We start from the raw sequence: 12,131 nt of genomic DNA, 5'->3' as shown, positions 1-12,131 counted from the left end.
TTCGCATCGCGGCTAGGATCCGGCTTGACGCCTCCGCCCTCCCCCAGACGCCCCGTTGGGCGCAGGCTCGCGGCCTTCATGGGCGCGACCGCGCTCGCGCTCGCCGGCTGCCTGCCCATCGAGAAGCCGGACGCCTCGATCGCGCCGCCTTCGAACTTCAAGGCCGCGAAGGGCTCGCCCGGCGGGGCGCCGGCGAACGTCGCGTGGTGGCGCGCGTTCCGCTCGCCGGAGCTGACGCGCATCATGGAGGCGGTCGAGACCGACAATTTCGACATCGGCGCCGCGGCCTATCGGATCGTGCAGGCGGACGCGCAGGCGCGCATCGCCGGAGCGGCGCTGCTGCCCACGCTCGACGGCGCGGCCAATGCGAGCCGGATCCGTTCGGCGGGGTCGGGCGGCGGACGCGGAACGGAGCGCAACCTGTTCGCGACGAGCCTCAGCGCCAGCTACGAGATCGACTTCTGGGGCAAGAACCGGGCGGCGCTGACCGCGGCCCAGAACGCCGCGCAGGCGTCGCGCTTCGATCGCGACACGGTGGCGCTGTCCACCCTGGCGACCACGGCCACCACCTATTTCAATCTTCTCGGCGCGCAGGACAGGCTGCGCATCGCGCGCGACAACCTAGCCAGCGCCAGCCGGGTGCTGGCGCTCATCCGCGAGCGGGTCGCCGTCGGCACCGCGACCTCGCTGGACGAGGCCCAGCAGGCGACCGTGGTGGCGCAGCTGCGCGCCGCGATCCCGCCGCTGGAGCAGCAGATCGAGCAGGACGCGTCGACGCTGGCCGTGCTGCTGGGGCGCGCGCCCGAGCGCGTCGCCATCAAGGGAGGCGGCGTCGCCCGCGTGGCGTTCCCGCGCATCGATCCCGGCCTGCCCTCCGAGCTGCTGGCGCGCCGCCCGGACGTGCGGTCGGCCGAGGAGCAGCTCGCCGCCGCCAGCGCCGACGTCACCGTCGCACGGGCGCAGTTCTACCCGTCGATCCAGCTCACCGGACAGGGCGGCTTCGAGAGCCTGGCGCTGAAGAGCCTGTTCGGCCCCGGCGCGGGATTCTATACGCTGGCGGCCGGCCTCGCCCAGCCGATCTTCAGCGGCGGCCGCCTGGAGGGCCAGCTGCAGCAGGCGCAGGGCCGCCAAAGCGAGCTCCTGGAGCTCTATCGCAAGTCCATCGTGTCGGCCTTCGCGGATGTGGAGCGCGCGCTCGTGGCCGTGCGCCAGCTCGCCCGGCAGGAGCAGCTCGAGGCGCAGGCCGTCGAGAGCTCGCGCAAGGCCTACCAGATCTCCGAGCAGCGCCTGCGCGAGGGCACGGTCGACATCGTCACCGTGCTGAACACGCAGTCGAGCCTGTTCCAGAGCCTGGATGCGCTGGCCCAGGTCAGGATCGCGCGGCTGCAGGCGATCGTGGCCCTGTACCAGGCGCTGGGCGGGGGCTGGGACCTTGCGCCACGGCGAAGCCGCAGCGTCGACACCATGTGATGGGATAAGACTGTCCAATTGAGTTAGGACTGGTCGGGGGGAGCGCGCGCGCCGCCCCGGAGGGATCGTGAATGAGCAGGGTGTGGCGGGTCGTCGTCCCGCTGACGATGCTGACCGTCATCGGGGCGCTGATCGGCCCGATGGCGGTCGACCGCTTCTGGCCGGGCCAGCAGGAGGGCGTGGCCGAGCGCGGCGCGCCGGGCGGCGGTCGCCGGCGCCGCGGCGGGCCGGAGGGCGGCGCGGGCCAGCCGCCCGCGGCCGTGATCGCTACGCCGGCGCGGCTCGCCGACGTGCCGGTCTACATCGACAGCGTCGGGACGGCGCGGCCGCTCAACACCGTCACGCTGCGCCCGCAAGTGGACGGCCAGCTGATCCGGATCCAGTTCCAGGAGGGGCAGTCGGTCCGGAAGGGCGACGTCCTCGCCCTGATCGACCCGACGCCCTACCAGGCCCAGCTCGACCAGGCGACGGCCAAGAAGGCGCAGGACGCCGCCCTGCTCGACAACGCCAGGCGGGACCTGGAGCGATATATCCGCCTGTCCGAGACGAACGCCGTCACCAAGCAGCAGGCCGACACGCAGCGCTCGACCGTGGCGCAGCTGGAGGCGCAGCTGAAATCGGACCAGGCCGCCATCGACAGCGCCCGCGCCACGCTCGCCTACACGACGATCGTCTCCCCGATCGACGGGCGAACCGGCATCCGCAACGTCGACGAGGGCAACATCGTCAAGCAGTCGGACGCGCTCGGCATCGTGACGATCTCGCAGATCCAGCCCATCTCGGTGCTGTTCAACGTGCCCCAGCAGCAGCTGGCGCGCATCATCAAGGCCAGCGCCGCGGGTCCGGTCCGGGTCGACGCCATGGACCCGGGCGGCAAGGGCGCGGTGGACACGGGCGCCCTCCAGGTGGTCGACAACCAGGTCGACGTGGCCACCGGCACGGTGCGGCTGAAGGCCGAGTTTCCGAACGCCTCGCTCGGCCTGTGGCCCGGCGCCTTCGTCAATGTCCGGCTGCTGGTCGAGACGTTGCGGCAGGCCGTCGTGACCCCGACCGCGGCGGTCCAGCGCGGCCCGAAGGGCGCGTTCGTCTATGTGGTCACGGCGGAGGACACGGTGGCGGTGCGGGAGGTCGCGGTCGGCCAGCAGGACGACGTCCAGTCGGTCATCGCCTCCGGCCTTCAGGCCGGAGAGCGGGTGGTGACGACCGGCTTCGCCCGGCTGGCGGACGGCGCGCGGGTGAGCGTGACGGCGCCGGAGGGAACGGCGCCCGCGCCCTCGGCCGAGATCCACCAGGACGTCCGCGGCCGCGTCCCGAGGCCCGGCCAGGAGGGCGGCGAGGGCCGGCGCAGGCGCGACGGCGCCCCGGCGGCGGGCGCCGGCGCTTCCGGCGAGCCCGGAGCGCGCCCGCGGCGCGAGGCGGCGGGCCAGCCGCCCGCCGGCAGGGCGGCGACGCCATGAGCGACGCCGAGAGCGCAAGCCGCCCCGGTCCTGCGGCCGTCCGATGAGCATCTCCACGCCCTTCATCCGCCGGCCGATCGCCACCTCGCTGCTGGGGCTGGCGGTGCTGCTCGGCGGCGTGCTGGGCTACCGGAGCCTGCCGGTGTCGTCGCTGCCGCAGGTCGACTTCCCGACCATCCAGGTCACCACGCAGGCGCCGGGCGCGAACCCCGAGACCGTGGCGGCGCTGGTCACGGCGCCGCTGGAGCGCCAGATGGGCCAGATCCCGTCGCTGACCACGATGACGTCGTCTTCGGCCTTCGGCATCAGCCAGGTGACGCTGCAATTCGGCCTCGACCGCGACATCGACGCCGCCGCCCAGGACGTGCAGGCGGCCATCAACGCCGCCGCCTCGACCCTGCCCAAGACGCTGCCCTACCCGCCGACCTACTCGAAGGTGAACCCGGCGGACGCGCCCATCCTGACATTGGCGCTGCGGTCCCCGACCTATGAGGTGCGCCAGCTCAGCGATATGGCGGACACGCTGCTGGCGCAGCGGCTGAGCGAGGTCACGGGCGTCGGGCATGTCTCGGTGCAGGGCGGCGTCCGGCCCGCCATCCGCATCCAGGCCGACCTGCAGCGGCTGGCCTCCTACGCCATCGGGATGGACGACCTGCGCACCGCCATCGTCAACGCCAACGTGGCCGGCCCGAAAGGGTCGCTCGACGGCGCGCACCAGTCCTACACCCTGGCGGCGAACGACCAGATCACCAGCGCCGACGCCTACAAGAGCGTGGTCGTGGCCTATCGCAACAGCGCGCCCGTGCTGCTCAGCGACGTGGCCGACGTGGTGGACGGGCTGGAGAACGCCAAGGTGGCGGGCTGGTACGAGGGCCAGCCGGCGCTGATCATCGACATCCAGCGCCAGCCCGGCGCCAATGTGGTGGAGACTGTCCGGCGGCTGCAGCGCGAGCTGCCGCGCCTGCAGCGGACCCTGCCGGCCGACGTCACGCTCACGGTCGTGCACGACCGCACGGGCACGATCCGGGCGTCGATCGCGGACGTGCAGTTCACCCTGGCGCTGAGCGTCGGGCTCGTGGTGCTGGTGGTGCTCCTGTTCCTGCGCACCGTGCGGGCCACCCTCATCGCGGGCGTCGCCTTGCCGCTGTCGCTGATCGCGACCTTCGGGGTGATGTGGTTCGCGGGCTTCAGCCTGGACAACCTCTCGCTGATGGCGCTGACCATCGGCACGGGCTTCGTGGTCGACGACGCGATCGTGATGATCGAGAACATCGTGCGCCACATCGAGAGGGGCGAGAACCCGCTGCAGGCCGCGCTGGACGGCGCGCGGGAGATCGGCTTCACGGTGGTGTCGCTGACGCTGTCGCTGGTCGCGGTGTTCATCCCGCTGCTGTTCATGACCGGGCTCGTGGGCCGCATGTTCCGGGAGTTCGCCCTGACGCTCACCATCGCGGTGGTGGCCTCCGCGATCGTCTCGCTGACGCTCACGCCCATGATGTGCGCCCTGATCCTGAAGGGCCGGACCGCGCCGGACGAGCCGCCCGCAGGCGGGGTCCGCGCGCGCCCCTTCGCGGTCTTCGGCCGCCTCTTCGACGCGATCGCCGACGCCTATGCGGCGAGCCTGGGCTGGGCCGTGCGGCACGGCGCCGTGATGCTGGCCATCACCTTCGGCACGCTGGCGGCGACGGTGTGGCTCTATGCGGCGATGCCGAAGGGGTTCCTGCCGCCGCAGGACACCGGGCTCCTGACCGCCGTCACGCAGGGCGAGCCGACGGCGTCCTTCGCGGCGATCTCGCGCGCCCAGGTCGCGATGGCGGACGCCATCCGGCGCGATCCGGACGTCACCGGCGTGGCGGCCATCGCAGGCGTCGGCCCGACGAACCTGGCGCCCAACACGGGCCGCCTCACCATCACGCTGAAGCCGCGGACGCAGCGCGCGTCCTCCGCCGAGGAGGTGATCGCCCGGCTGCGCGAGCGCACCGCGGGCGTCCCGGGCGTGCGCGCCACCTTCCAGATGGTGCAGGACATCCAGATCACGACGCGCTCCAGCCGCGCCGCCTACCAGTACACGCTGACCGGGGCGGACGGCGCGGAGGTGACGGGCTGGGCCGCCCGGCTGGCGAGGCGGATCGCCGCCGAGCCCGGCCTGCGCGACGTCGGCACGGAGGGGGGCGACGGCGGCGGGCAGATCTTCGTCGACGTCGACCGCGACATGGCGGCGCGCCTCGGCGTCTCCATGCAGACGATCAACGACACGCTGAACAGCGCCTTCGGGCAGCGGCAGATCTCCACCATCTACGCCCAGGCGAACCAGTATCGCGTCATCCTGGAGGCGCAGCCGCGCTACCAGCAGGACAGCGCCTCGCTGGGACGGCTCTACCTCTCGTCCGCCGCCGGCGCGCAGGTGCCGCTCACGGCCGTGGCGACGATCCGGCATCGGACGGCGCCGCTGGTGATCCAGCATGACGAGCAGTTCCCGGCCGAGACCATCAGCTTCGATCTCGCCCCTGGGGCGTCGCTCGGCGACGCCGTCGCGGCGATCTCGCGGGCGGAGGCGGAGATCGGCATGCCGGACACGGTGACCGGCCGCTACTCGGGCGAGGCGGCGGAGTTCGCCCGCTCGCTGGCCGGGCAGCCCTGGCTGATCCTGGCCGCCGTGGTGACGATCTACATCGTGCTCGGCGTGCTCTACGAGAGCGCGATCCATCCGCTCACGATCCTGTCCACGCTGCCCTCGGCCGGCGTCGGCGCGCTGCTGGCGCTGATCCTCACGGGGCGGGACCTGTCGCTGGTGGCGCTGATCGGGATCGTGCTCTTGATGGGCATCGTCAAGAAGAACGCCATCATGATGATCGACTTCGCGCTCGACGCGGAGCGCACCGAAGGCTTGTCGCCCCGCGAAGCCATCGTGAAGGCCTGCCGGCTGCGCTTCCGGCCGATCATGATGACGACTCTGGCGGCGCTGCTGGGCGCCCTGCCGCTGGCGCTCGAGGACGGCGTCGGCTCGGAGCTGCGCAACCCGCTCGGCATCAGCATCGTGGGCGGGCTCCTGCTGAGCCAGCTCATCACGCTCTACACCACGCCGGTGATCTACCTGGCGCTGGAGAACCTGCGCCTGCGGCTCGGCGGGGCGCCGCTGGCGAGCCTGCGCGAGGAGGCCGCGCCCGCCCCGTCCCCGGCCCTTCCGGGCGAACGCCCATGAGCGGCTTCAGCATCTCGGGCCCGTTCATCCGCCGCCCCGTCGGGACGACACTGATGGCGCTCGGGCTGCTGCTGGCCGGCCTCGTGGCCTACAGGTTCCTGCCCGTGGCGAGCCTGCCGACGGTGGACCTTCCCACCATCCGGGTCTCGACCAGCCGGCCCGGCGCGGATCCGGCCACCATGGCGGCGACCGTGGCGGCGCCGCTCGAACGGCGCCTGGGCGAGATCGCGGGCGTCACCGAGATCACGTCGCGCAGCTCGCTGGGCACGAGCACCATCTCGGTGCAGTTCGACGCCGGCCGCAGCATCGATGGGGCGGCCCGCGACGTGCAGGCGGCGCTCAACGCCGCCGCGACCGACCTTCCTGGCGACCTGCCGACGCTTCCCACCTTCCGCAAGGCCAACCCCGCGGCGGCGCCGATCCTGATCCTGGCGCTCACCTCCGACACCGTGGCTCCGAGCGCGATCTATGACGCGGCCGACAGCGTCATCGCCCAGCGCATCGCGCAGGTGGAGGGCGTGGCGGACGTGTCGGTGGCGGGGGCCGAGCAGCCCGCCATCCGGGTGCGGATCGATCCCACGCGCCTCTCGGCCATGGGCGTCTCCATGGAGACGGTGCGCAGCGCCATCGCCGCCGCCAACGCGCTCGCGCCGATCGGCTCGATCGACGGCGAGGACCGGATGCTGTCGATCGCCACCAACGCGCAGATGCGGACGGCCGCCGAGGCCGGCCGCCTGCTGGTGAAGACCAGCAACGGGGTCGGCGTCCGGCTGGCCGACATCGCGGCGGTCGAGCCCGGCGTGCGCAACCGGCGCTCGGCCGCGTCGTTCAACGGCCAGCCGGCCGTGCTGATCACCATCACCAAGCAGGGCGACGCCAACGTCATCGCCACGGTGGACCAGATCAAGGCGCTGCTGCCGCAGCTCGGCCGGTGGATCCCGGCGGGCGTCAAGATCGACATCCTGACCGACCGCACCGTCACCATCCGGGCCAGCGTGGCGGACATGCAGTGGACTTTGGCCGCCACGGTCGGGCTGGTCATGCTGGTCGTCTTCGCGTTCCTGCTGCGGCTCACCCCGACGCTGGCGGCGGGCGTGACGGTGCCGCTGTCCCTGGCCGGCGCCTGCGCGGCCATGTGGGCCGCGGGTTTCTCGCTCGACAACATCTCGCTCATGGCGCTCGCCGTGTCGGTCGGCTTCGTCGTCGACGACGCCATCGTGATGATCGAGAACATCGACCGGAACCGCGCGGCCGGGATGAGCGCCATGCGGGCCGCCATCGAGGGCGCGCGGCAGATCGGCTTCACGGTGATGGCGATCAGCGTGTCGCTGCTCGCCGCCTTCCTGCCGCTGTTCATGATGGGCGGCGTGCTGGGCAAGCTCTTCCGGGAGTTCTCGCTGACGCTGGCCTTCACCATCGTGATCTCGACTCTGGTGTCGCTGACCGTCACGCCGATGATCTGCGCCCGCACCCGCTCGGCTCCCACGGGCGCCCAGACGGGACTCCTCGACCGGATGGTCGAGCGCGTCCTGGCCGCGATGGTGCGGGTCTACGCCGTGACGCTGGCGATCGTCCTGCGCCAGAGGCTGCTCGCCGTGCTGGTGCTGCTGGCCACCATCGCGGCCTCGGTCAACCTCTTCATCAAGACGCCGAAAGGCTTCTTCCCGCAGGACGATACGGGCCTTCTCTTCGGTTTCACCGAAGCTTCGACGGACATCTCCTTCCCGGCCATGCAGGAGCTGCAGGAGCGGGCGGCGGCGATCGTGCAGGCCGATCCGGCCGTGGCCGGCGTCGGCTCGTCGGTGGGCGCGAGCGGCTGGTCCGGCTCGGTGAACCAGGGCCAGCTCTATGTCAGCCTGAAGCCCATCGACCAGCGCGGCGGGCTGGCCACCGCTCTCGTGATCGACCGCATCCGCAAGGCGCTCGCCGGGGTCGCGGGCATCCGGGTCTATCTGTTCGGCGCGCAGGACGTGCGGGTGGGCGGCCGGCAGGGCGCCTCGCCGAACCAGTTCACGCTGTGGGATCCGGACTATGACGAGCTCGTGGCCTGGGCGCCGAAGGTGCTGGAGGAGATCAAGAAGGTCGAGGGCCTCGTCGACGTCACGTCGGACCGGCAGCCCAACGGCCTGCAGGCGACGGTCGCGATCGACCGGCCGACGGCGTCGCGCCTCGGCGTCAAGATCCAGGACATCGACAACGCGCTGAACAACGCCTTCGCGCAGCGCCAGATCTCGACCATCTACACGCAGCGCAACCAGTACCGGATCGTCATGGAGGTGGACCAGCGGTTCCAGCGCGACCCGGGGGACCTGTCCTCCATCCATGTGACGGGCGCGGGCGGCGTGCAGCTGCCGCTCTCGGCCGTGGCCTCGGTGGAGCGCACGCTGGCGCCGCTGGTGGTGAACCACCAGGGCCAGTTCCCGGCGGCGACGATCAGCTTCGACATGGCGCCGGGCGTGCTGGCCGCGGACGCGCAGCGGCGCATCCTGGAGGCCGTCGCCGCGATGCACCTGCCGGACGCGCTGCATGCGGAGTTCGCCGGCGACGCCAAGGCCTTCTCCGACAGCGCCGCGTCGCAGCCGCTGCTGCTCCTGTCGGCGCTCATCGCCGTCTATCTGGTGCTGGGGATCCTGTACGAGGACCTGGCGCACCCGCTGACCATCCTGTCGACCCTGCCGTCGGCGGCGCTGGGGGCGCTGCTGGCGCTCAAGCTGACCGGGATGGAGCTCTCGGTGATCGCCTTCATCGGCGTCATCCTGCTCATCGGGATCGTCAAGAAGAACGGCATCATGCTGGTCGACTTCGCCCTGGAAGGGGAGCGCTCGCGGGGGCTGTCGCCGAGGGACGCCATCCACGAGGCCTGCCTGGAGCGGTTCAGGCCCATCCTGATGACGACGCTGGCGGCGCTGCTCGGGGCCCTGCCGCTGATCGTCGCGACCGGGCCGGGCTCCGAGCTGCGCCGGCCGCTCGGCGTCACCATCGCGGGCGGGCTGATCGTGTCGCAGCTCCTCACCCTCTACACGACGCCGGTGATCTACCTGCTGATGGACAAGCTCCACCGCCGACGGCGGCGGCCCGCGCCGACCGCGCCCGTCGGGCCGCCGCGGCCGGAAGGCGCGCCGGTCTAGCGGGCCGGGAGCCCGATCCGGCGCAGGATGGCGCGTTCGCCCGCCGACAGGGCGTCGTAGACCAGCACGGCCATGAGGCCGACGACGAGGCCGCCCTGGACCACGAAGGCGGTGTTGTCGGAGAGCAGGCCGGCGATGATGACTTCGCCAAGCCCCTTGGCGGCCACCGTGGACCCGATCGTGGCCGTCCCGATCGCGATGACGGTGGAGAGGCGCACGCCCTCGAAGATCTGCGGCGCAGCGAGCGGCAGCTCGACCTGCCAGAGGCGCTGCAGCGGGCTCATGCCGGCGCCCCGCGCGGCGTCGATCACCGCAGCGGGCGTCTGCTGCAGCCCGCCGATGGTGTTCTCGAAAATGGGCAGCAGCCCGTAGACGAAGAGGGCGATCAGGGTCGGCGCCTCGCCGAAGCCGACGAGCGGCACCGCGACGGCCAGCACGGCGACGGGCGGGAAGGTCTGGCCGATATTCACGATGGCCCGCGACAGGGGCATGAACTCCGCCCCGATCCGACGCGTGACGAGCACGCCGAGGCTCACGGCCACCACGGCGCTGGCGGCCGTCGCCAGCGCGACCAGCCGCAGATGGGCCAGCGCCAGCGCCAGCAGGCTGGCCTGGTTGTAGATCGCCGGCGCGCCGTCATGCGTGAGCGGCGCGAAGACCGGCGCGAAGCTCTGGGGCGAGAGCAGGAAGGCGGCCAGCAGCGCGGCCGCGAGGAGCCTCGGCCACAGGGCCCGCAGCGTCGTCACCGCGCCCTCCCCCGCTCCAGCACGCCGCGCAGGGTCAGCACCCCGAGCGGCCGCTCGTCCGGACCCGTCACGGCGATCCGGTCGACGCCGCGCCAGACGAGTTCGGCCAGCGCGTCCTTGAGGCTGGCGTCGGCGTCGACGGCGCCCGGCGTCCCGGCCGGCGGAGCCCCCGGCTCCACGGCGTCGCCGGCGCGCAGCAGCGACAGCAGCCGGAAGGCGCGCTCCGAGGACCCGGTCAGCCGGGCGACGTAGTCGTCCGCCGGGCGGACCAGCAGCTCGGCCGGGGCCCCGTATTGCAGGAGGCGGCCGCCGCTCATCACGGCGATGCGGTCCCCCAGGTGGAAGGCCTCGTCCATGTCGTGGGTGACGAGCAGGACGGTGGTGCCGAAGCGGCGCTGGATGGCGAGCAGGTCGTCCTGCGCCTTCATGCGGATGATGGGGTCCAGCGCCCCGAAGGGCTCGTCCATGAGGAGGATGTTGGGCTCGGTCGCCAGCGCGCGGGCGACGCCCACCCGCTGCTGCTCGCCGCCGGAGAGCTCGTGCGGATATTTGCCGGCGAACTGCGCCGGATCGAGCCCGAACGCCTCCAGAAGCTCCGTGACCCGCGCGGCGGTGCGGGCGCGCGGCCAGCCCAGCAGGCGCGGCACCGTGGCGATGTTCTGCGCCACCGTGCGATGCGGGAACAGGCCGTGGCCCTGGATGGCGTAGCCGATGCCGCGCCTCAGCTCATGGCCGGGCTTGGCCGCGACGTCGACGCCGTCGATGGTCACCGTTCCGGAGCTCGGCTCCACCAGCCGGTTGATCATCCGCAGCAGCGTCGACTTGCCCGAGCCGGACTGCCCGACCACGACCGCGATGGTCCCGGGCTCGATGGTCATGGACACGCGGTCGACGACCGTCGTGTCCCCGTAGCGCTTGGTCAGGGCGTCGAGGACGATCATGCGGGCGCCTTTCGCAGCGCATCCACGGCCGCGTCCAGCAGCACGGCGGCCGAGAAGGCGAGCGCGACCGTCGGGACGGCCCCGAGCAGGACGAGGTCGATCGCGGTCTGGCCGACGCCCTGGAACACGAAGGTGCCGAAGCCGCCGCCGCCGATCAGCGCCGCCACGGTGGCGAGGCCGATGTTCTGGACCAGCACGATGCGCACGCCGGTGAGGATGACCGGCAGAGCGAGCGGAATCTCCACGCCGCGCAGCACCTGCCAGCGGGTCATGCCCATGCCGTAGGCGGCGTCCACGGCGGCGGGGGAGACCTGCCGCAGGCCGAGCGCCGTGTTCGCCGTCAGCGGCAGCAGGGCGTAGAGGAACAGCGCCACGAGCGCGGGGGCGGCGCCGATGCCCCGGACGCCGAGATCGCCGGCCAGGGGGAACGCCCGCCCGAGATAGCCCAGCGGGGCCATCAGGATGCCGAAGAGCGCGATGCTGGGGATCGTCTGGACGATGTTCAGCGCCGGCAGCGCCGCGGCGCGCAGGCGCGGGGAGCGGTGGCACGCGGCGCCCAGCGGAGCGCCCGCCAGAATCGCGGCGGCCACCGAGCCGCCGGCGAGCAGCACGTGCTGGCGGGCTTCGCGGGCGAAGACCTCGGCGCGCGAGGCGTATTCGCGCAGCACCGACAGGGAATCGAACAGGCCGGACTTGAGCATGAGGGCCGCGACCGCGCCTGCCGCCGCCAAGGCCAGCACGCGGGCGAGCGGGCCGGGCCTCAGCCGGGCCAGCGCGTCGGTGGCCATCAGGCCGACGGCGAGCAGGAGCAGCCAGGCGCCGCCGCCCGGCGCGATGCGGGCGAAGCGGTCGCCCGGCGGGGAGAGATGCGCGGCGCCGAGAGCGACGGCGGCCAGAAGCGCGGCGACTCCGGCCAGGGAGGCCGCGAGCCGCGCCTTGGGGCTCGCCGCCAGCACGGCGACGGCCGCGACGCCGCCGACCGCCGCCCAGAACGCCGCGGCGCCGGCGGGCGGCAGGGCCTCCCACACGCCTTTCGGAGCGCCCGAGGCGATCCGGTTGGCCTTGAAGACCAGGAACGGCATCAGGGCCATCCCGGCGCCGCCGATGGCGCACAGGAGGACTCCGAGGCGGTCGATGCGACGGGTCCGTTCGCCGCCGCGCTCCGCCGATGGCGCCGGCAGCGCGGC

At 72.7% G+C, this 12,131-nt stretch carries 7 protein-coding genes; 4 read left to right on the top strand and 3 right to left on the bottom strand.

Annotation, left to right across the window (positions count from 1 at the left end; translation table 11 throughout):
* Positions 1-78 precede the first annotated feature (78 nt).
* The 4 genes from ACYVO7_RS08135 to ACYVO7_RS08120 all read left to right on the top strand — a co-directional run bounded on the left by ACYVO7_RS08135 (position 79) and on the right by ACYVO7_RS08120 (position 9,257).
* Positions 79-1,470 carry an efflux transporter outer membrane subunit gene (locus ACYVO7_RS08135; RefSeq protein ID WP_460449324.1) on the top strand — a complete coding sequence of 464 codons (1,392 nt, stop codon included), beginning with the start codon at positions 79-81 and terminating at the stop codon, positions 1,468-1,470.
* A gap of 71 nt (positions 1,471-1,541) precedes the next feature.
* Entirely contained in the window at positions 1,542-2,927 is a 1,386-nt protein-coding gene (locus tag ACYVO7_RS08130; RefSeq protein WP_460449323.1) for an efflux RND transporter periplasmic adaptor subunit, read from the top strand.
* A gap of 43 nt (positions 2,928-2,970) precedes the next feature.
* Positions 2,971-6,129 (top strand): efflux RND transporter permease subunit, encoded by a 3,159-nt coding sequence (locus ACYVO7_RS08125; RefSeq protein ID WP_460449322.1) that lies wholly within the window; start codon positions 2,971-2,973, stop codon positions 6,127-6,129.
* Positions 6,126-9,257, top strand: a complete 3,132-nt coding sequence (locus tag ACYVO7_RS08120) for an efflux RND transporter permease subunit (protein ID WP_460449321.1) — start codon at positions 6,126-6,128, stop codon at positions 9,255-9,257. Before ACYVO7_RS08125 ends, ACYVO7_RS08120 begins: the two co-directional genes overlap by 4 nt.
* On the opposite strand, the gene ACYVO7_RS08115 is transcribed toward ACYVO7_RS08120, so the two are convergent.
* The 3 genes from ACYVO7_RS08115 to ACYVO7_RS08105 are packed head-to-tail and all read right to left on the bottom strand — an operon-like array spanning position 9,254 to position 12,125.
* Entirely contained in the window at positions 9,254-9,994 is a 741-nt protein-coding gene (locus ACYVO7_RS08115) for an ABC transporter permease (RefSeq protein ID WP_460449582.1), read from the bottom strand. The two genes, ACYVO7_RS08120 and ACYVO7_RS08115, sit on opposite strands and share 4 nt — an antisense overlap.
* A 5-nt stretch (positions 9,995-9,999) precedes the next feature.
* Complete coding sequence (locus ACYVO7_RS08110; RefSeq protein WP_460449320.1) at positions 10,000-10,944, bottom strand: ABC transporter ATP-binding protein; 945 nt, start codon at positions 10,942-10,944, stop codon at positions 10,000-10,002.
* A complete protein-coding gene (locus ACYVO7_RS08105) occupies positions 10,941-12,125 on the bottom strand; it encodes an ABC transporter permease (RefSeq protein WP_460449581.1) in 1,185 nt (394 codons plus the stop codon). The genes ACYVO7_RS08110 and ACYVO7_RS08105 overlap by 4 nt, the downstream gene beginning before the upstream one ends.
* Positions 12,126-12,131 lie beyond the last annotated feature (6 nt).

The organism is Alsobacter sp. SYSU BS001988 (assembly GCF_054796215.1).
The sequence above is the reverse complement of the archived record's forward strand: the minus strand, read 5'-3'. Positions and strand labels throughout refer to the sequence as shown.